The following is a 19,693-nucleotide window of genomic DNA, read 5'->3' as shown; positions in this document are numbered from 1 at the left end:
CACACCAAAGATCCACCAGTTCGGCTGGGACTGCATCGACATCAAGGAGGGCACCCACGACGGCCTGATCACCGGCAACACCCTGGACGGCACGGGGGGAGAAGAACCAGAACTCCGGCGACTCCACGATCGACGTCAAAACGATCACCTGGCCGGCGGGGCATGCTGGAGACGTGTCGATCGAGGTGGGGGACGCGGAGCGGGCGCTGCACCGCCGGATGGGGCTGGCCTGCGCGGCGGCGACCGCGGCCGGGCTGCCGGGGCGGTTCCGGGTGTGGGAGCACGGCGGGCTGCTGGCCGTGCTGGCCACCGATCCCGCCCTGGGGTTCCTGTCGACGGTCTCCGGGGTGACGCCGGAGACGCTGCCCGCGCTCGACGGCCTGCTGGCCGGCTGGGACCCCACTGTGCTCACGACCGGCAGTGAGGTGCCCGAAGGACTGGTGCGGACGGAGGACCGCCTCCTGGCCGTGCGACGGCTCGGGGAGCCGCCCGCGGCCGACCCGGGGATCACCGAGGCCGACGACGCCGACGACGTCGTGGACGTCCTGCTGGCCGGGTACGAGGTCACCGGCGTGGTCGCCGCGTTCGTAGCCGCCGAGCACCGGGTGCCGGCGATGCGGCGGTTTCTGCTGGTCGAGGGCGGGACGCCGATCGCCGCCGCGGGGATGACCGTCCACGGTGACGTCGCGGTGCTCGGGGGTGCGGCGACCCTGCCGGAGCACCGGGGGCGGGGCGCCCAGCCGCGGTTGCTGCGCCACCGGCTGCGGGTGGCGGCCGACGCGGGTTGTGTGCTGGCCGTCGCGACGGCGCGTGCCGGGTCGGTCAGCGCCGCCAACCTCGGCCGGGCGGGGTTCCGCCGCTACCGGCGTTCGGCCTGGACGAAACCCTGATCGGTCACGGCTTGCGGGCGAGACCGCCGGCGATGATGCGGTGCGCGACCGTGACCGGCTTGATGCGCGGGCCGTCGGGCCACCACTGGTAGAGCGGCACGATGCCCGGGTCGATCAGCTCCAGGCCGTCGAACAGCTCGGCGATCTCCTCGTGGGTGCGCCAGGTCGCGCCGCCGAGGGAGCCGCGGGCCACGACGTCCGACAGCTGGCGCGCCGCGTCGCTGTCCGCGGGTTCCTGCGGGTCGAGCAGGTGCGAGATGAGCACGTGCGAGCCCGGCGGCAGGGCGTCGATGTACTCGCGCATGACCTCGGCCGGCGCGTGGCGGTCGCCCTTGTGGTGGTGCAGGGTGGCGACCTGCGACAACACGATCGGCCGAGTCCAGTCCAGGTGACCGCGCACGACCTCGTGGTCCAGGATGCTGCGCGGGTCGAAGATGTCGCCTTCGACGTAGCGGGTCAGCTCGTTGTCCTCGAGCAGCGCTCGGCCGTGCGCGGTGACCACCGGGTCGTTGTCGACGTAGACGACCTTGGACAGCCGGTCGAACCGCTGCGCGACCTGGTGGACGTTCTCCGCGGTCGGCAGCCCGGAGCCGCAGTCGAGGAACTGCGAGATCCCGGTCTGGTGGGCCAGGAACCGGATCGCCCGGATGAGGAACAGCCGGTTCTCGCGGGCCACCTCGACGACGTCCGGCATCGACGCCGCCAGCTGGTCGGCGGTCTTGCGGTCGATCTCGTAGTTGTCCTTGCCGCCGAGCAGGTAGTTGTAGACGCGCGCGACGCTGGCCCGGTCCGGGTCGACGCCGACCGGGGTGTTCAGGGAACCGGCATCGTCCGACGGCATTTCCGGGCGCCTCCTGTCCGCGGGGAGAAACTCCCACCCACCGTAACCATCCGGGTGGGCCGGGGTGACGCCGGGCCGCCGGGAACTTTTCGCCCTCGCCGCCCGACCTATGCGCGGATCCTCCTCGAAAGGTGGTGCGATGACAGCCTCGTTCGCGCTGCGGCTGGCGCTCGGCGTCGTGTTCCTCCTGCTCGCCGCGTACTACGCCGGGCGGTGGGTGCTCTCCCGCCGTGACGGGCCCGCCGCCGGGTGGGGTGACGGCCCGGCCCACGCGTCGCACCTCGTGCTGTGCGCGGGGATGGCCGTCACGGTCGTGCCGGCGATGGACCCGCTGCCCGCGCCGGTGTGGATCGCGCTGTTCGGCGGCGTCACGGTGTGGTTCACCGCGCGCATCCTGCGCCGGCGGGCCCCGGTGGGGGAGCTGCACCACGTCGTCGGCGGCGCGGCGATGCTGTACATGGTCGTCGCGATGCCCGAGCTGCCGCCGATGTTCGGCATCCCCGCCGCCCACGACATGTCCGACATGGCCGGGATGGACATGGCGGGGATGCACGAAATGGCCGCCATGCCCGGCATGACCGCCGTGGCGGGGGTCGGCACGGGCCTCGCGGTGCCGATCATCGCGTGGGTGCTGGCCGGGTACTTCGCGGCGCACACGGTCCGGCTCGGCGCGACCCTGGTCAGCGGGCCCGGCACCGGGGCAACGGCCGAGCGGAACCGGTCACCGCGGCTGCTGGGCGCCTGCCGGATCCTCACCAGCGTCGGGATGGGCTGCCTGCTCGTCGCGATGGCGTAGTCCTGCTCAAGCGGCCAACGCCCACGCCACCATCAGCGGGAGCTCCGCCCGCCAGAACGCGCCGCCATGGGAGCCGGTCCGTTCTTCCAGGACGACGTCCGCACCGGCGGCGCGCAGCGCGTCGGCCCACCGGGTCGCGTTCGCGAGGAACCACGGCTCGCTCGTACCGCCGACGAGGTACGTGCGCGGGAGCGGCTCCGGCAGCACCGCGGGCGGCCGGTACCCGCCGCCCGGTGATGCGCAGAAGACCGCGCCGTAGACGTCGGGATGACGCAGCCCGACGGCGAGCGCGAGCTCTCCACCGGCCGAGACGCCGAGCACCGCGGTTCGCTCGACGGGTACCGCGAGGTCGAAGCGCGATCGCGCCCAGCGGCGGACGTCCTCGACGAAGAACGTCTCGTGGGCGGCGAACCGTTCCGGGTCGAAACCGAACTCGGTCGTGCTCTCGCCCGGTGAGTACTCGTGGATCCGCCGCGTCTCGTCGTCGGAGCGGTGCGCGGCGACGATCATCGTGGGCGGCGAACCGGCCGCCTCGAGAACGCTGCCCCACGACGCGATCGACGGACCGTCACCGGCGAACACGACGAACCGGGGCGGAGCGGCCGGAACGTACGCCGTGACCGGCCGGCCGCCGTCGTAGCCGAGTGTCTCGGTGACGAGACGTCCCGCCAGTGGGGTCATCCGGCGAGCTTAGGCGCACCGGGCGGGGGTTTCCCGCATCGCCGCCGTGAGGTCGTCGCGGGCGCGCGCCACCCGGGAGCGGATCGTGCCGACCGGGCAGCCGCACGCCGCGGCCGCGTCCACATAGGACAGTCCGAGCGTCTGGGTGAGCACGAAGGCGTCCCGCCGGTCCGGTTCGAGGTCCGCGACGAGGTGACCGAGCACGACCCGCTCCTCGAACACCGCGGGGGCGACCCCCTCGGCCACGGACTGCCAGTCGGCCAGCGCGGCCTGACGCGGGCGGGCGCGCAGGCCGCGGATGTGGTCGGCCACCACCCGCCGGGCGATGGTGAACAGCCAGGCCCGGGCCGACGAATCGGCCCGGAACCGGCCGAGGCCGCCCAGCGCGCGCAGGAACGTCTCCTGCGTCAGGTCGTCGGCGGTCTGGGTGTCGCTCAGCCCGGCGATGAACCGCCGGACGTGCGGCTGGGTCGCCCGCAGGAACCGATCGAGGGCCTGGCGGTCGCCGTGGCCGGCGAGCTGGGCCCACTGCGTGATCTCGGCGTCTTCCGCGGTGCGTGACCTCACACCGCGAACACGTCGGGCACGCCCGGACGGTTCACGCCTTGTGGTGCACCTCCTGCAGGCCGTAGACCGGCGTCGGGATCCCCTCGAACCGCGCCTTGAGCTGCAGCGCGAGGTAGAGGGAGTAGTGCCGCGACTGGTGCAGGTTCCCGCCGTGGAACCACAGGCCCTCCTGCTGGGTGGGTTTCCACATGTTGCGCTGCTCGCCCTCCCACGGCCCGGGGTCCTTGGTCGTCTCCGAACCGAGGCCCCAGCACTTGCCGACGCGGTCCGCGGTCTCCTGGCCGACGAGGTCGGCGACCCACCCGTTCATCGAGCCGTAGCCGGTGGCGTAGACGACGAGGTCGGCCGCCAGCTCGGTGCCGTCCTCCAGCACCACGGCGTCGCGCGTCAGGTGATCGACCTGGCCGTGGGCCAGCTTGATCTTCCCGTCGGCGACCAGCTCGGCCGCGCCGACGTCGATGTAGTAGCCCGAGCCGCGGCGCAGGTACTTCATGAACAGGCCCGAGCCGTCGTCGCCCCAGTCGTGCCGGAAACCGGCCTTCTCCAGGCGCTCGTAGAAGTCCTGGTCGCGCTCGCGGATCGCGTCGTACACCGGCGTCTGGAACCCCGCCATGATCCGGTAGGGGATCGACGCGAAGATCATGTCCGCCTTGTCGGTGGTGACACCCGCGGCCACCGCGCGCTCGGAGTACAGGTCGCCCAGGCCCAGGTCCATCAGCGAATCCGACTTCACGATGTGCGTCGAGGAGCGCTGGATCATGGTGACGTCGGCGCCGTGCTCCCACAGCGCCGCGCAGATGTCGTGCGCGGAGTTGTTGGACCCGACGACGACCGCCTTCTTGCCGGCGTAGGCGTCCGGGCCGGGGTGCCGCGACGAGTGGTGCTGCTCGCCCGCGAAGTCGTCCATCCCGGGGAACGCCGGGACGTTCGGCTTGCCGGACATCCCGGTCGCGAACACGACGTGCCGCGGCGTCAGCACCAGCTCTTCGCCGTCGCGAATGACGGTCACCAGCCACTGCTCCGCCTCGGCGTTCCACTTCGCCGACGTCACCTCGGTGCTCGTCCAGTACGGCACCTCCATCAGCTGGGTGTACATCTCCAGCCAGTCGGCGATCTTGTCCTTCGGCGCGAACACCGGCCAGTTCTCCGGGAACGGCAGGTAGGGGAGGTGGTCGTACCAGACGGGGTCGTGCAGGCAGAGGTTCTTGTAGCGCTTGCGCCACGAGTCGCCGGCCCGCGCGTTGCGCTCCAGGACCAGGGCCGGCACGTCGAGCTGGCGCAGCCGCGCGCCGAGCGCGATCCCGCCCTGGCCGCCGCCGATGACCACGACGTACGGCTGCTGCTCGTAGCCGAGACGTGCGTCTTCCTCGGCGCGTTTCTCGGCCCAGGACGTCCGGCCGCGGACGACGCCGTGTTCGACGCCCTTCGCGCGCCGGTCGCGCTGTCGTTCCTCGAAGCCCTTGAGCTCGCGCAGGCTGGTCAGCAGCGTCCACGCGCCTTCGTCCTTCAGCCGCAGGTGGCCCTTCGCGCGGCCGCTCGCGGTCTCGAACTCGAGCCACGCCTCGGTGACGCCGCCGGCCTCGGTCGGCGGTTCGGTCGTGCGGAAGCCGGACGGGTCGATCCGGTCGAGCGTCGCTTCGAGGAGGCCGGTGACGCCGTCTCGGCCTTCGACCGTCTTGATCGTCCAGGTGAAGGAGACCAGGTCGCGCCAGTAGCTGTCGACGGCGAAGAGCGCGGCGGCGGCTTCGACGTCGCGGGCCACGAGGGCCGTCTCGAACCGGTTCAGCCAGGCGTCCACCCGGGCCTGCGGCGTGTCCGTCGCGGCCGTCCGATCCACCGTCTGTGTCATGAGCACTCCCAAGCGTCGGCTGTAACCCCGATCACACTCCTGGGTGAACCGCGGCGGCAAGGGTTGCACCGTGTTGCACGCCCTTGGCGGACCTGGTCCGCGGATCTAGGCTGGTGGGCCGACGCGACGGTGCGGAGGTGGCCCATGGGCGTGCACAGCTCCCTACCGCCCGGTGCCAGCCTGCCGGCGCACGCGCGTGACCTCGTCCGGATGCACGAAGCCGTGATCGGCGGCGGCCGCCCGCGCGTCCGGCCGCGGCCATTGGTGTCGCGGTCGTGGTCCCGCGCGCTGAGCCTGGGCCTCGCCGCCGACGGCATCAACACCCGCGACTCGGTCCCGCTCGACGAGGTCGCGCGACGCCGGCACGCCTCGCCGTTGCGCCACGTCGTCGGCGACCTCGGCCAGGTGCTCGACACGGCGAACGTGCTCCTGGTGGTGACCGACGCCGAGGGCGTCATCCTGTGGCGCGAGGGCTCGCCCCGCATCCGGCGCCAGGCCGACACGCTGGGGTTCGCCGAGGGCGCGGACTGGCGGGAGGCCCGGGTCGGCACGAACGCGATCGGCACCGCGCTCGCCGAAGCCGCGCCGGTCGAGCTGCTGGCGGGTGAGCACTTCGAGCAGAACCAGCACCCCTGGTACTGCACGGCCTCGCCGGTGCACGACCCGCGCACGGGCGAGCTGCTCGGCGTGATCGACGTCAGCGGCCCGGCCCTGACCCTGCACCCGGCGATCGGCGCGCTGGTGGAGACCGGCCGTCGCTTGGTGGAGTCGCAGCTGTGGCGCCACCACCAGGAACGGCTGGACCGGCTGCGGCGCACGGCGGAACCGGTCCTGGCCGGCCCTGCCCTGCTGGTCGACGACGACGGCTGGGTCGCCCACGCCGCCGGCATCGCGGCGGGGGAGCGGATCGCCGCACCGTCGGAGGGCCAGGTGCTGGCCGTGCCGGGCTTGGGTGCGTGCCTGCCGGAGCGGCTGGCGGACGGCTGGCTCGTGCGCCCGGCCGACACCGAACGCCGGGTGTGGCTGGACCTCGACGTCGCCGGGGCGCCGATGCTGCGGATGCGCTCGGGCGACACGGGCTGGTGCCGCCCGGTGACCCCGCGGCACGCGGAGATCCTGGGCTGCCTGCGCGCGGCCGGCCCAGCGGGCCTGTCGGCGGAGGCGCTGAGCCGGGCGCTGTACGGAGACGCCGAGCACCTGGTGACGGTCCGCGCGGAGGTGTCGCGGCTGCGGCGCTGGCTGGGGGCCATTGTGGACACTCGCCCGTACCGCCTGGCCGAGGGCGTGGAGCTGACCGTCCACGACGGCTGAACCCTTCCGGCGCTCAGCCACTTCCCGGAGCGGCCAACACAGCACCGGGAACGGCCAACACGGCGGCGGGAGTGGCCAACACGGCACCGGGAGTGGCCAACACGGTGGCGGGAGTGGCCAACACGGTGGCGGTGTGGGCAGCGGGACTCCGTGGGCGGCGTGTTAGCCGTTCCGGGCGGCGTGTTGGCCGTTCCGGGCGGTGTGTTGGCTGCTCCGGTTGGTGTGGTGGCCGTTCCGGGTCAGTGCGGGGTGCTCGACGAGTTGTCGTAGGTCCCGTTCGGCTTGGCGCGGTAGGTGTACTTCCCGGACTTGCGGCCGCGGCGCGCCCGGCGGCCGAGCAGGACGAACGTGGTGATCAGGATCAAGATCAGCAGGCCCACACCCGAGCCGCCGAGGATCAGTGCCGTCTCCATCTCCTGAGCCGAAGCGAGCCCGGCCGGCGCCCGGGGCGAGCGCCGGCCGGGCCAGGACGTCAGCCGTCCAGGGCGAGGTGCAGGAACGCCAGCACCGCTCCCGGGCCGACCAGCAGGCAGAGGGCGAACCCGCCCATCAGGGGTTCGTCGTTCCGGAACATCTTCACGAGCAGGCCGACCGCGGCCACGACCGTGGCGGTCAGCAAAACGAGCACGACAAAGGGCACAACGCAGTCCTCACGTCGAAATGGTGAACAAGGGAACGTTCACCGAGCGGGCGGTGCCCGAGTGGACTGCGAAGTCGGCAGGGAGACGGCGGATCGGGTGCTGGGCGCGTCCAGGACGCGCCCGGTCCGGTGCGGCGCGGACGAATCCGGGGACGGCGGGTGGACCGCCCACCAGGTGTGCGGCGCCGGCGCGGTCGCGGCGACGCGCAGGACGGCGTGGGGTGCGGCCAGTGTGTCCTGTGTGGACACCGAGGGCCCGGCGGCGGCGACCGGTGCGTCCCAGGAGGTCGCGCCGGTCGTCGTACCGAAGGCAGCAAAGACACCGAAGAGGATCAGCAGCACGACGAGCAGCTGCTTGAGCCTCGCCGTCACTGCTCCTCCTAGGCCGTTTCGCCCAGCTTACGTCAGGCCCCGTAGGTGGCCTGCGTGACGGCGAAGACGTTCCGGCTGCCCGCGCCCTCCTGCAGGCTCCACAGCAGGTCGGCGTTGGCCGAGTCCTCCCAGTACGACAGGCTTTCGCCGCTGCCCACCCAGGTGTGCGTGGCCGAGCCGGTCGCCGAGGTCCAGTAGTACAGCTTCTTGTCCCCGGAGGAGTTGAACCACCAGCGCCCGTTGTGCGAGGCGACGCCGTTGAGCTTATACCAGGGCAGCTGCAGCGCCTGGCTCGCCGTCGTCGTCGCGGCGAACGTCGTCGCGCCCGCGGCGAACGGGAAGCGGACCGCGCGCGGGGCGCGGTTCGGGTAGTCCGTGCAGCCCGACGCGCAGGTGTACTCCGCCATCACGATCGACTTGCTGACCCGGTCCAGGGAGATCGACGACCAGGCGAGGCTGGTGCCGGACGTCGTGCTCGCCGTGATGGTGCCGACCTGCGGCAGGACGTAGGCGTAGTTGTGCGCGTAGTAGGTGCTGCCGCTCTGGTGGCCGATCTGGTCGGCGGTGCCACCGGTGTTCGTCTTGAGGATCTTGCGCATGTCGAACACGCGCATGCCGTGCCCGGTGTCGGCGACGTACAGGTAGTCGCCGTACCAGGAAACCCCGCCGGCGTGGATCGGGATGTCCTGGAAGTCCGGCGCCGCCGCGGTTCCGGTGGGCTGCACCAGCAGGATCTTGCGGTACTTGTTGGGGTAGGTGGCGTCCCAGTCGACCAGCGTGATCCGGCTGCGTTCCTGCGCGCCCGTGCAGGAGGCCTTGGTGTACCAGCTGACGGCCACGAGCTGGTGGCCGTCGTAGTTGCCGCTGTCGGCCGTGCCGACCGCGTCCCGGCTGGTCGTGATGCCCTGCGGGTAGTTCGCGCAGTCGGAGTTGTCCGCGCTGTCGAACTGGAACCCGGTCGACAGGCCGGCCGGGGCGAACGACGACGGGAGTCCGGTCCGGTCGTGGTTCGCGTTGTCCATCACCGTGTGCACGGCGGCGGTCCCGAGCGTCGAGACGAGCGCCGTGTCGACGGCGTCGAACTGGTGGTAGTTCGCGCTGAGCGTGTACTGGCTCGCGGGCAGGGTGGTCGGCCCCGCCGCGGCGTCCGCGGGTGGTGCGACGAGCATTCCGGCGGCGAGCACCGCTCCGATGGGCATGATGAATCGACGACTACGTGGCATGGGACCCCCAGTCCGATCAACGGTCGGGGCACACGCTAGGACTGTCGCCGTAGCGCCGCAATACCCGTTCGTTAAGCGGTACCCGAGCCCGTCCGGAGTTCGTGAGATGTCCATGGGACGGTTGCCGGCCGAGCCGCTGAGCCGGGCTCGACTGAGCTGGTCTGCCGCGGCTGGTCGTGAGTGGTAATGAGGGTTCTAACCCTCATTACCACTCACGACCCCGAACGCCGCCGCACAACTGAATTCCCGTTCCCCTTTCCCGCAAGCCAAGGATGTCTTGATCCTGGGAGGCATTGTCATGCCCGTGAACCGGAGAAACGCCCTGCGCGGCGGCGCCCTGGCGGCCGCTTCCACCGTGTTCCTCACCCGTCCGGCGTTCGCCTCGGCCGCCACCCCGGTGGCCGCGGCGAGTGGCGTTCCCGCCGCGACCGCGCCGATCGTCGCGGCCTACCGGCAGCTGCAGAGCGGCATCAACCGGCCCTCGCCCGAACGCACGGCGGCGCTGGCCAACCTGAGCCGCGTCGCGAAGGCGTACCACGACAGCCTGTCCGTGGCGGGCGGTGGTGCTCCACTGTGGACGGACCTGCCGCTCGGCCCCGGCAGCGACTACACGACGTCGATGTACGCGCGGCTGCGCGCCATCGCCGTCGACTGGGGCACCCCGGGCGGCGCGCTGTCCGGCGACCCGGCCGTGCTCGCCCGGATCAAGGCGGCGCTGGAGCTGATCTACGCGAGCCAGTACAACCCGGCCGTCGGCGAGATCGGCAACTGGTACACCTACGAGATCGGCGTCCCGTACTACGTCCTGCACACGCTGTCGGTGGTCGCCGACCAGCTGACCGCCGACGAGCTGGCCCGCTACGTCAGCCCGATCAAGCGGTTCGTGGGCAACCCGAACGTCCGCGCGAACAACACCGCGCTCGTCGAGACCGGCGCCAACCGCGCGGACAAGGGCCTGATCTCGATCGTCGCCGGCGCGCTGATCGGTGACACGGCGTGGATCAAGACCGGCATCGACGCGCTCACCGACGTCGCGGGCGGGGGCGCGGCTAGCGTCGTCGCGCGGCTGGACCGCGCGGCCGGCGACGGTTTCCACGTCGACGGCTCGTTCATCCAGCACGACACCATCCCGTACCCCGGGCACTACGGCATCGTGCTGCTCACCGCGCTGGCCGGTGCCATCCACGTCACGCAGGGCACCGAGTACGCGCTTCCGCAGCCGCTCAAGGACAAGATCTACGGGCTCGTCGCGGACGCGTTCGCGCCGTTCGTCTATGCCGGCGCGCTGCTGGAGCCGGTGCGCGGGCGGATGCTGTCGCGCCAGGGCGAGACCGGGCACGACATCGGCCACCAGCTGACGGTCGCGACGCTGGTGCTGGCCCGCACCGCTTCGGGCAAGATCAAGACCGACCTCAACGCCCTCGCGGCGAAGTGGATCACCGAGGGCACGTACGCGCCGTTCCTCAAGATCCCGGACCCCGAGCGGTTCGCGCCGGGACCCGACCTCGTGGCGACGCCAGGCATCGAGTTCGCGCAGGACATGCCGGCGGGGCACGCCCGCCCGGCGCGGACGACGGCCACGCACCGGATCTTCGGCCAGCAGGACCGGATGGTGCACGTCACCGAGGCCTGGACGGCGTCCTTGGGCGTCAGCTCCACGCGGATCTCCCGCTACGAGTCCATCAACGGCCAGAACCTCAAGGGTTACTACGTCGGCGACGGCGTGCTCTACACGTTCGTGCCGAACGCGAAGGGGCACTACACCGACGCGTACTGGCCGACGGTCGACCCGCTGCTGCTGCCGGGCACGACCGAGAACGCCGGCCCGCCGGACCCGGCGTTCGGCGGGGTGCCGGTCGGTTCGAACACCCACACCGGCGGCGTCCGCTGGGACGACAAGCACGGCGCCTACGCGTTCGACTTCAAGTCCTGGGACGGCTCCCTGACCGGCAGGAAATCGTGGTTCTTCACGCCGTCGGGGATCGTCTGCCTGGGCGCCGGGATCACCAGCACCTCGGCGGCCGCGGTGCGCACGACGATCGAGAACCGCAACCTCGGCGAGGGCGGGCGCGGGACGTTGACGGCGGACTTCCGGCGCGTCGCGACCGACCTCGGGGAGGCCTCCGCGCTGCGGCGGCCGAAGTGGGTGCACCTGGAGGACGTCAGCGGGTACGTGCTGCTCGACGACGCTTCCGTGACGGCGTTGCGGGAGGACCGCACGGGCGCGTGGCGCGACGTCGACACCGGCGCCAACACCAAGGGCACGACGACGCCGAACACGCGCCGGTACCAGAAACTGGTGCTGGAGCACGGGATCAAGCCGGTGAACGCGACGTACGCGTACGCGGTGCTGCCCGGCGCGTCCGTCCTCGGCACGGTCGCCGCGGCCGGGGTGTTTTCGGCGTGGCAGGTGCGGGCCAACACCGCGACGGTCCAGGCGGTCCAGGTCGGCGACACCCTGCTGGCGAACTTCTTCGCGGCCGGCTCGGTCGGCGACGTCCGCGTCTCCGGGCCGGCGTCCGTGGCGATCGGGCGGTGCGGCTGGGGTAGGCAGCTCGCGGTGTCGGACCCGACGCAGACGCAGGACAGCGTCACGGTGACGGTGCGCGGGAAGTCCGTGGTGGTGCCGCTGAAGGGCAGCTTCGGCGCGACGAAGGTCGTGCCGCTGCCGTGACATGCGGGGCTTCGCCCCGGCTGGGGCTCCGCCACCCGGACCCCCGAAAGCTGACGTAGGCCTCCACGCTGGGTCGGTGCCTCGACCGGCCCAGCGTGGTCCGCACCTCGGTTACGCTGGAATTCATGACCAGCGCGGAGCACGTGGACGTCCTGATCGTGGGCGCCGGCCTGTCCGGCGTCGGCGCGGCTTGCCGGCTCCAGGAACGGTTGCCGGGCAAGAGTTACGCCGTGCTCGAAGCGCGTGACACGATCGGCGGAACCTGGGACCTGTTCCGGTACCCGGGCATCCGCTCCGATTCGGACATGTTCACCCTCGGTTACCCGTTCCGGCCGTGGAAGGACCCGAAGGCGATCGCCGACGGGCCGTCGATCCTGAGCTACGTCCGCGAGACGGCCGTGGCGTACGGCATCGAACGGCACATCCGGTTCGGCCACCGGGTGGTGCGCGCTTCGTGGTCGTCGGCCGAAGCCCGGTGGACCGTGTCGACCGCGCACGGCGCCACGTTCACCTGCCGGTTCCTGTACCTGTGCAGTGGTTACTACGACTACGCGGGCGGCCACGTCGTCGACTTCCCGGGCCGCGACGAGTTCGCGGGCGCGATCGTGCACCCGCAGCAGTGGCCGGCCGAGCTGGACTACGACGGCAAGCAGGTCGTGGTGATCGGCAGCGGCGCGACGGCGGTGACGCTCGTCCCGGCGATGGCCCCGCGCGCGGCGCGCGTCACCATGCTGCAGCGGTCGCCGTCGTACATCGTGGCGCGCCCAGGCCGGGACGCGCTCGCCGACCGGACCCGCGCGCTGCTGCCGGAGAACCTCGCGCACCGGGTGGTGCGCGGCAAGAACGTCGTGATGGGCACGTTCTTCTTCCAGCTGATGCGGCGGCTGCCGGACTGGGCGTCGCGGACGCTGCGCGACCGGGTGGCGGCGCAGCTGCCCGCGTCGATCCCGGTCGACCCGCACTTCGTGCCGGACTACGCGCCGTGGGACCAGCGGCTGTGCCTGGTGCCGGACGCGGACCTGTTCCAGGCGCTGCGCTCGGGCAAGGCCGATATCGTGACCGACCGGATCGCGCGGTTCACCGCCTCTGGGATCGAGCTTGCGTCGGGCCAGGAGCTGCCCGCGGACGTCATCGTGACGGCGACCGGGCTCCGGCTGGTGGCGTTCGGCGGGATCACGCTGAGCGTCGACGGCCGCGAGATCGAGCCGGGCGAGCAGCGGGCGTACAAGGGCATGATGTTCGGCGGCATCCCGAACCTGGCGTGGTGCGTCGGTTACACGAACAACTCGTGGACGCTGCGCGCGGACCTGACGTCCCAGTACGTCTGCCGCCTGCTGGAGCACCTGGACCGCCACGGGTTCGTGTCGTGCACCCCGGACGCGGCGGCCGCCTCGGGCGCGGGCCGGCCGCGCCCGATCGTCGACCTGGCGTCCGGGTACGTCCAGAGGGCCGCCGCCGACCTGCCGAAGCAGGGCGGGCGACGGCCCTGGATGATGCGCCAGAACTACTTGCTGGACCTCACGGACATGCGCTTCAACCGCCTGGACGACGGCGTGATGCGCTTCGGCCGCGCCGGCTCGACGGTCGGCGCGGCCCGCTGAGCGTCAGCCCTGGCGGCCCTTGGCGCGCGGGTTGTCCTTGTTGATCACGAACACGCGCGTGCCGCGGCGGATCACCTGGGCGCCCGGCTGGCGGGCGAGCGAACGAAGCGAACTGCGGACCTTCATGGTGAGCCGTCCCTTCCTGGTCGGCGGTGCGGGCCCCGAATACGTCCCACGGTGGCTTCAACAGCGGCCGGGGTGGGTTTAATCCCGCAACTCAGCTGTTCTCGCGGGCCACCCAGGCCTGCAGGTCGTCGCCTCGGACGGCCGCGGCCATCAGTTCCGGGAACTGGTCCGGGGTGCACGCGAACGCCGGGACACCCAGCTCGGCCAGGGCCGCCGCGTTCTCGTGGTCGTACGACGGCGCGCCCGAGTCCGACAGGGCCAGCAGCGTCACCACCTGGACCCCCGAGCCGACCAGCTCGGCGACGCGGTGCAGCAGCTCGTCCTCGTCGCCGCCCTCGTAGAGGTCGCTGATCAGCACCAGCAGCGTCTGCTCGGGGCGCTCGACCAGGCCCTGGCAGTAGGCGATCGCGCGGTTGATGTCGGTGCCGCCGCCCAGCTGGGTGCCGAACAGCACGTCGACCGGGTCGGCGAGGTGCTCGGTGAGGTCCGCGACCTCGGTGTCGAACGCGACGAACGACGTCTTCAACGCGCGCATCGACGCCAGCACCGCGCCGAACAGCCCGGAGTACACCACCGACTCCGCCATCGAGCCCGACTGGTCGACGGCCAGGATCACGTCGCGCTGCACCGCCTGCTGCCGCCGGCCGAAGCCGATCAGCTTCTCCGGCACGATCGTGCGCAGCTCGGGGGAGTAGTGCTTGAGGTTCGCGTGGATCGTGCGCGCCCAGTTGATGTCGCCCGGACGCGGCCGGTGCGTGCGCGACGCCTTGTCGAGCGCGCCCTTGATCGCCGCGCGGGTGCGGTCGGCGAGCCGCCGCTCCAGCTCTTCGACGACCTTGCGGACGACCTCGCGCGCGGTCTCCTTGGTCTCCTCGGGCAGCACGCTGTTGAGCGAGAGCAGGGTGCCGACCAGGTGGACGTCCGGCTCGACCGCCGAGAGCAGCTCCTTCTCCAGCAGCATCCTGGTCAGCCCGAGCCGGTCGACGGCGTCGCGCTGCATCACCTGCACGACGGTGCTGGGGAAGTACCGCCGGACGTCGCCGAGCCAGCGCGCGACCCGTGGCGCCGACGCCCCGAGGTTCGCGCTCCGCGGCCCGCCGGCGGCGTCCTCGTCCGGCTTGTCGTAGAGGGCCGCCAGGGCCTTGTCCACGCCACTGTCCTCTTCGGACAGCTGGGCGTCGGCCAGGCCCGAGCCCTCGGCGCCTTCGCCGCCCAGCACCAGCCGCCAGCGGCGCAACCGGTCCGTGTCCACGCTCATGCCCCCACCCCCAGCAATGTCGCCATGACGGGCAGCACGCGCTCGGCCCGTTCTTCGTCCAGTTCGTCAGCTGTCGGCACAACGACCCGCGCGGCGCCGGTGAGCCCGGCCGCGCGCTGCCCGATCGCCCGCTTCTCGGGACTGCTGAACGCCCCGAAAGTCCGCCGCAGCAACGGAAGAACCTCGGTGAAGACGTCGGCCGGGATCGCCGCGAGCCAGGCGTCGATCACCCGCAGCAGGCCCTCGTCGTGCACCAGCAGCAGCGCCCCGCCGTCGAAGAAGCCTTCGACGTAGGCCGCGCCCGCCGACGGTGTGACGCCCGGCGTGAGTGCCCGGCCGAGCCGCAGCTCGATGTCGAGCGCGCCGAGCAGCCCGGCGTCGTGCAGGATCCGGGACAGCCGCCCGGACAGCAGCGGCGGCAGCGCCGGGCGTTCGGCCAGCCGGGCCAGCGCGGCCAGCCAGCGGTCCTTCGCCTCCTCGCCCAGCAACGCGGTCGCGTCGTGGACGCCGTCGATCAGCTTGCAGAACCGGGCCGCGGCGTCGTCGTCGATCCCGTGGGTCGCCGGCGGGAGCCCGGCGCAGACCCGCTCCAGCATGCGGAGGGCGACCGCGCGCAGCGCGCCGGTGTCGGTGCCGCGGACGTCGCCGTAGCGGGTCGCCCGGGCCAGCGCCGGCAGCGCGGACATCAGCCGCGCGACGTCCGAGTCGGCCGCGGCCCGCGCGTCGAGCGCCGCGAGCGCGTCGGGCAGCGCGTCGGCCAGGTCGGCGAGCAGGCAGTTCTCGACGGCGGTGGTGACCTCGTCGAGCGGCGGGGTGCCTTCGACGGTGTCGCGGACCGCGGAGGACGCCGCCGACGGCACGGTGGTGCCGTGCACGGCCGCCGCGACGAGGTCGACCTCGAACGACGGTTCCCAGCACAGCGCCCAGGTCTCCCGGAACGTGCCGCGGTTCCGCCGCGCCGACGCCTCCCGGCTGCCCCACTCGATGCCGAGCACGCGCAGCCGGTGCAGCAGCCGCGAGCGGTCCAGCCCACCCGGGGTCCGCAGGTCGAGGTCCAGCTCCTTGACGATCGGATCCTTCTTGAGCCGCAGGCGTTTCGCGGTCGCGGTCAGGTCCGCGGCCAGCGGTGGCTGCGGCACGCGGTCCGGCACCTCGCCGAGGCGTTCGCCGACGACGAGGCGCCGGGTGACCAGCCCGACCTGCACGTCGTCCCCGCCGCACAGCACCGAGCGGGTGGCTTCGGTGACCTCCGCCAGCCCCGCCGACGACCGGCCGCGCAGCGCGGCCAGCGCCTCGGCCAGCCGGACCGCCTCGATGACGTGCGCGGTCGAGACCGGCAGGTCCTCTTCGCGCAGCACCGCCGCGACGCCCGTCAGCCAGCGCGTCGTCACGTCCTCGGCCGTGGTGAAGAGGTGGTGGTACCAGCCCGGTGACAGGACGCCCGCGCCGTAGCCGCTGGCCGTGGCGAGGCGCCCGTGCGTCCACGGCACCCAGGTGCACGCGACCTTCCGCTTCGGGAGTCCTTTGAGGACGGCCGCGTCGTGCGACGCCGGCGGCAGCGGGTCGGCCAGCGCGGGCACGTGCCATGCCCCGCACACGACGGCGATGTTCTCGAAGCCGTCCTTGCGCGTGCGGCGCAGCACCGAGCGCATGTAGGCCTCGCGCCGCGCTTCGTTGCCCTGCGGCGGCTCTTCGTCTTCGCGCAGCGCGGTCATCGCCTCGGCGATCACCTCGAACGGCGACGCGTCGTCCCGCCGCGACTCGACGACGTCGTCCCACCAGCGTTCGGGGTCGTCGTAGCCACCCGCGGCCGCCAGCCCGGCGAGCGGATCGCCGTGGGGCGCGCCGAGGTCGTCCGGCCCGGCGGCGAACGTGTGCGCGGCCGGCAGGTCGCAGAACCGCACCGGGACGCCGGCTTCGCGGGCGTACGCAAGCGCTTGCCACTCGGGACTGAAGACGGCGAACGGCCAGAACGCGGCGCGCGAGACGTCGTCGGTCGCGTACGCCAGCAGCGCCACCGGGGGCGCCATCGCCGGGTCTTCGGTCAGTTCGACGAGCGCGTCGGCCTCCGGCGGCCCCTCGATCAGGACGACGTCCGGTGCGAGCTCCGCCAGCCGCGCCGCCACGGCCCGGGCCGAACCCGGGCCGTGGTGGCGGATGCCCAGCAGGTGCGTAGTGGTCACGAAATCTCCTGGCCGGCCCGGTAGAAGTCGGCCCAGCCGTCGCGCTCGCGGACGACCGTCTCCAGGTACTCCAGCCAGATCGCGCGGTCGGCGACCGGGTCCTTGACCACCGCGCCGTGGATGCCGGCCGCGACGTCGTGCGGGCGCAGGACGCCGTCGCCGAAGTGCGTCGCCAGGGCCAGGCCGCCGGTGAGCACGCTGATCGCCTCGGCGGTGGACAGCGTGCCGGACGGCGACTTCACCGCCGTGCGGCCGTCTTCGGTGCGGCCCGAACGCAGCTCGCGGAACACCGTGACGACCCGGCGGATCTCGGCCAGCTCGGCGGCCTCCGCGGGCAGCTGCAGCGACGTGCCCAGCTCCCGGACCCGGCGGCTGACGATCTCGACCTCCGCCTCCGCGCTGTCCGGCAGCGGCAGGACCACGGTGTTGAACCGCCGCCGCAGCGCGCTCGACAGCTCGTTGACGCCCTTGTCGCGGTTGTTCGCCGTCGCGATCATGTTGAACCCGGGCCGCGCCTGCACCTCGTCACCCAGCTCCGGGATCGGGAGCGTCTTCTCGGACAGGATGGTGATCAGCGTGTCCTGGACGTCGGCCGGGATGCGCGTCAGCTCCTCGAGCCGCGCCAGCTTGCCGTCGCGCATCGCGCGCACCACCGGGCTTTCGACGAGGGCGGCCGCGCTCGGGCCCTCGGCGATCAGCCGGGCGTAGTTCCAGCCGTAGCGGATCGACTCTTCGGACGTGCCCGCCGTGCCCTGCACCAGCAGCGTCGAGTCGCCGCTGATCGCGGCGCACAGGTGCTCGGACACCCACGTCTTCGCCGTGCCGGGTACGCCGAGCAGCAGCAGCGCGCGGTCGGTGGCCAGGGTGGCGACGGCGACCTCGATCAGCCGCCGCGGGCCGACGTACTTGGGCGTGATCACGGTGCCGTCCGGCAGGGTGCCGCCGAGCAGGTACTCGACGACCGCCCACGGGGACAGCAGCCAGTTCGGCGGCTTGGCCCGCTCGTCGGCGGCGGCCAGGGCGGCGAGTTCGGCGGCGTGGTCCTGTTCGGCGTGCGGCCGGAGGACGGTGGCGGGGGCGTTCATGCGAGCTCCTCGTACATTTCGCGGCGGAAGTTCAACGTTTCGGTGAGCGCCCGGCGCCACGGCCCGGCGTCCATGGTCAGCCGGGTGGTGGCCAGCGGGTGGCGCAGGCAGCCGGGCGGGACCGCGCGGGCGATCACGACGGCGGCGTGCGAGACCAGGCGGTGGTCGTCCTGGCGGGCGACCCAGTCGAGCAGCGCGGTGCCGAGCTCGGCGGTCCACGGCCGGGGCAGCTCGTGCACCAGCCGGGCGAACGACTCGGTGGGCAGCCGCCCGACCAAGTGCGCGATGGTGTTGGCCTGGCTGGCCGGGCTCAGCACGCCGAGCAGCGGCGGGGTGGTGCGCCCGCCGGGGTCGGCGCCGATCAGGGCGTGCGCCCAGGTTTCGTCGCCCTGGCGCAAGGCCGCGGAGGCCCAGGCGTCACGCAGGACGCCGGGCGGGCAGCCCTCGACGGTCATCCGCACCACCTCGGCCGGCGGCCCGAACTCCGTCCAGAACGACAGCGGCGCGGCCGCGATCAGCGTGCGCAGCCGGACGGTGCCCTCTTCCCGGCCGCGTTCGGTCCGGGGCAGGGAGATTTCGAGGATCCGGCCCCGGCGGCGCACGAGCGGCCGCAGCCGTTCGGCCATCCGGTGCCCGTGGCGCGTGTCCGGCAACCGGCCGAGCAGATCCGCGGCCTTCTCGCGGACGGCGGCCGCGCGGTCGGTAAGAGCGGCTTCCAGGAAGTCCTCGTCCGCGTCCCGGACGTGCCCGGCGAGCACCCCGAGGAAATCGGCGCGGACGTCGCCGGGCTCGCTCTTCCACGACGTCGTCAGCGCCTCGCGGGCCGCGTCCGGATCGTCGGTCAGCCGCGCGGCCAGCCAGCGGCGGCGCTGGGCGAGACTGCCGTATTGCCAGACGTCACCGGACTCCTCGGCGGGCGCGGCGAGGAAGGCCCAGTCGGGGTTGCGCTGCCCGAGCCACGCGCCGAGGGACCCGGCGACCGCGACGAGCGGCCCCCGCAGCCCGGTCTTGGTCCGCGCGGCTTCGGCCAGCAGGGGCAGGAACTCCGGCGGGACGCGGTAGTGCGTCCCGGCCAGGATGCCGAGCCACTCCTGGAGCAGGTCGGGGTGGCTCGCGGCCAGCAGCCGGGCGAGCCGTTCCCGCGCGAGAGCGGGCACGAACGGCCGCTCGTCGGGCGCGGCGACGGGCAACGGCTTGACGTCCCCGAGCGGCCGCCGCCCGGCCCGCCGGTAGGTGGTCAGCACCGCGGCGGCGGCCAGCAGCTGTTCCGCGGGCTCACCGCGTTCGGTGGCGAGCTCCTGGACCGCGGCGGGCTGGGTGCTCAGGTCGAGCGGGCGCCGGCGGGTGCCGAGGAGCGCGGTGCCGACGAGGTCTTCCCAGGCTTTCACGAGCGCACCTCCTTGGTCTGCTGGTGGGGGTTCGGTGGACCGGCGAGCGATCCCGGCACGGGGGCGTATCGGGTCGACTCGCGTGATCGGGGAGCCGACACGCGTGTCTGGAGGGTCGACACGTGTGATCGGAAGGTCGACTCGCGTGATGGAGGAGTCGACACGCGTGATCGAAGGGTCGACACGCGTGTTTGGAGGGTCGGCTCGC

At 72.7% G+C, this 19,693-nt stretch carries 18 protein-coding genes; 5 read left to right on the top strand and 13 right to left on the bottom strand.

What is annotated here, in order from left to right:
- Positions 1 to 173: 173 nt before the first annotated feature.
- On the top strand, positions 174 to 890 hold the full coding sequence (locus ACLJQZ_RS25835) for a GNAT family N-acetyltransferase (protein ID WP_410622449.1): 717 nt from the start codon (positions 174 to 176) through the stop codon (positions 888 to 890).
- Positions 891 to 894: 4 nt separating this feature from the next.
- Here the strand turns inward: ACLJQZ_RS25835 and ACLJQZ_RS25830 are convergent, their stop codons facing one another.
- On the bottom strand, positions 895 to 1,731 hold the full coding sequence (locus tag ACLJQZ_RS25830; RefSeq protein ID WP_410622448.1) for an SAM-dependent methyltransferase: 837 nt from the start codon (positions 1,729 to 1,731) through the stop codon (positions 895 to 897).
- A 139-nt stretch (positions 1,732 to 1,870) separates the two neighbouring features.
- On the opposite strand from ACLJQZ_RS25830, the gene ACLJQZ_RS25825 reads away from it, so the two are divergent.
- Positions 1,871 to 2,527: a DUF5134 domain-containing protein gene (locus ACLJQZ_RS25825; protein WP_410622447.1), complete on the top strand. Its 657-nt coding sequence runs from the start codon at positions 1,871 to 1,873 to the stop codon at positions 2,525 to 2,527.
- A 6-nt stretch (positions 2,528 to 2,533) separates the two neighbouring features.
- On the opposite strand, the gene ACLJQZ_RS25820 is transcribed toward ACLJQZ_RS25825, so the two are convergent.
- From ACLJQZ_RS25820 to ACLJQZ_RS25810, 3 genes are read right to left on the bottom strand one after another with little or no spacing between them, the layout of a single operon-like run.
- The gene (locus ACLJQZ_RS25820) at positions 2,534 to 3,208 is read right to left on the bottom strand and encodes an alpha/beta hydrolase (RefSeq protein WP_410622446.1); all 675 of its coding nucleotides are present in this window, start codon (positions 3,206 to 3,208) and stop codon (positions 2,534 to 2,536) included.
- A gap of 9 nt (positions 3,209 to 3,217) precedes the next feature.
- Positions 3,218 to 3,775 carry a sigma-70 family RNA polymerase sigma factor gene (locus ACLJQZ_RS25815; protein WP_410622445.1) on the bottom strand — a complete coding sequence of 186 codons (558 nt, stop codon included), beginning with the start codon at positions 3,773 to 3,775 and terminating at the stop codon, positions 3,218 to 3,220.
- Positions 3,776 to 3,806: 31 nt separating this feature from the next.
- Positions 3,807 to 5,624 carry a flavin-containing monooxygenase gene (locus ACLJQZ_RS25810; RefSeq protein WP_410622444.1) on the bottom strand — a complete coding sequence of 606 codons (1,818 nt, stop codon included), beginning with the start codon at positions 5,622 to 5,624 and terminating at the stop codon, positions 3,807 to 3,809.
- A 144-nt stretch (positions 5,625 to 5,768) separates the two neighbouring features.
- Here ACLJQZ_RS25810 and ACLJQZ_RS25805 point away from each other — a divergent pair, with 144 nt between their 5' ends.
- Positions 5,769 to 6,935, top strand: coding sequence for a GAF domain-containing protein (locus ACLJQZ_RS25805; protein WP_410622443.1), 1,167 nt, complete (start codon positions 5,769 to 5,771; stop codon positions 6,933 to 6,935).
- Positions 6,936 to 7,174: 239 nt separating this feature from the next.
- Here the strand turns inward: ACLJQZ_RS25805 and ACLJQZ_RS25800 are convergent, their stop codons facing one another.
- From ACLJQZ_RS25800 to ACLJQZ_RS25785, 4 genes are read right to left on the bottom strand one after another with little or no spacing between them, the layout of a single operon-like run.
- On the bottom strand, positions 7,175 to 7,348 hold the full coding sequence (locus tag ACLJQZ_RS25800; RefSeq protein WP_410622442.1) for a hypothetical protein: 174 nt from the start codon (positions 7,346 to 7,348) through the stop codon (positions 7,175 to 7,177).
- Positions 7,349 to 7,407: 59 nt separating this feature from the next.
- The gene (locus tag ACLJQZ_RS25795; protein WP_410622441.1) at positions 7,408 to 7,575 is read right to left on the bottom strand and encodes a hypothetical protein; all 168 of its coding nucleotides are present in this window, start codon (positions 7,573 to 7,575) and stop codon (positions 7,408 to 7,410) included.
- 39 nt (positions 7,576 to 7,614) lie between these two features.
- Positions 7,615 to 7,947 (bottom strand): hypothetical protein, encoded by a 333-nt coding sequence (locus tag ACLJQZ_RS25790; RefSeq protein WP_410622440.1) that lies wholly within the window; start codon positions 7,945 to 7,947, stop codon positions 7,615 to 7,617.
- 32 nt (positions 7,948 to 7,979) lie between these two features.
- Positions 7,980 to 9,146, bottom strand: a complete 1,167-nt coding sequence (locus tag ACLJQZ_RS25785) for a hypothetical protein (RefSeq protein WP_410622439.1) — start codon at positions 9,144 to 9,146, stop codon at positions 7,980 to 7,982.
- A 322-nt stretch (positions 9,147 to 9,468) separates the two neighbouring features.
- Here ACLJQZ_RS25785 and ACLJQZ_RS25780 point away from each other — a divergent pair, with 322 nt between their 5' ends.
- Positions 9,469 to 11,844, top strand: a complete 2,376-nt coding sequence (locus tag ACLJQZ_RS25780; RefSeq protein WP_410622438.1) for a polysaccharide lyase 8 family protein — start codon at positions 9,469 to 9,471, stop codon at positions 11,842 to 11,844.
- Positions 11,845 to 11,969: 125 nt separating this feature from the next.
- Positions 11,970 to 13,445 (top strand): flavin-containing monooxygenase, encoded by a 1,476-nt coding sequence (locus ACLJQZ_RS25775; protein ID WP_410622437.1) that lies wholly within the window; start codon positions 11,970 to 11,972, stop codon positions 13,443 to 13,445.
- A gap of 3 nt (positions 13,446 to 13,448) precedes the next feature.
- Here ACLJQZ_RS25775 and ACLJQZ_RS25770 read toward each other — a convergent pair whose 3' ends face one another.
- From ACLJQZ_RS25770 to ACLJQZ_RS25750, 5 genes are all read right to left on the bottom strand, one after another.
- Positions 13,449 to 13,571: a ribosomal protein bL36 gene (locus ACLJQZ_RS25770; RefSeq protein WP_247053887.1), complete on the bottom strand. Its 123-nt coding sequence runs from the start codon at positions 13,569 to 13,571 to the stop codon at positions 13,449 to 13,451.
- Between the two features lie 91 nt (positions 13,572 to 13,662).
- Positions 13,663 to 14,829 carry a VWA domain-containing protein gene (locus ACLJQZ_RS25765; RefSeq protein ID WP_410622436.1) on the bottom strand — a complete coding sequence of 389 codons (1,167 nt, stop codon included), beginning with the start codon at positions 14,827 to 14,829 and terminating at the stop codon, positions 13,663 to 13,665.
- A complete protein-coding gene (locus ACLJQZ_RS25760; protein WP_410622435.1) occupies positions 14,826 to 17,012 on the bottom strand; it encodes a DUF5682 family protein in 2,187 nt (728 codons plus the stop codon). The genes ACLJQZ_RS25765 and ACLJQZ_RS25760 overlap by 4 nt, the downstream gene beginning before the upstream one ends.
- Complete coding sequence (locus tag ACLJQZ_RS25755) at positions 17,009 to 18,097, bottom strand: ATP-binding protein (protein ID WP_410622434.1); 1,089 nt, start codon at positions 18,095 to 18,097, stop codon at positions 17,009 to 17,011. Before ACLJQZ_RS25755 ends, ACLJQZ_RS25760 begins: the two co-directional genes overlap by 4 nt.
- Positions 18,094 to 19,485 carry a DUF5691 domain-containing protein gene (locus tag ACLJQZ_RS25750; protein WP_410622433.1) on the bottom strand — a complete coding sequence of 464 codons (1,392 nt, stop codon included), beginning with the start codon at positions 19,483 to 19,485 and terminating at the stop codon, positions 18,094 to 18,096. Before ACLJQZ_RS25750 ends, ACLJQZ_RS25755 begins: the two co-directional genes overlap by 4 nt.
- Positions 19,486 to 19,693: the final 208 nt, after the last annotated feature.

It is taken from the genome of Amycolatopsis sp. cmx-8-4 (genome assembly GCF_046548675.1).
GTDB lineage: Bacteria > Actinomycetota > Actinomycetes > Mycobacteriales > Pseudonocardiaceae > Amycolatopsis.
The sequence above is the reverse complement of the archived record's forward strand: the minus strand, read 5'-3'. Positions and strand labels throughout refer to the sequence as shown.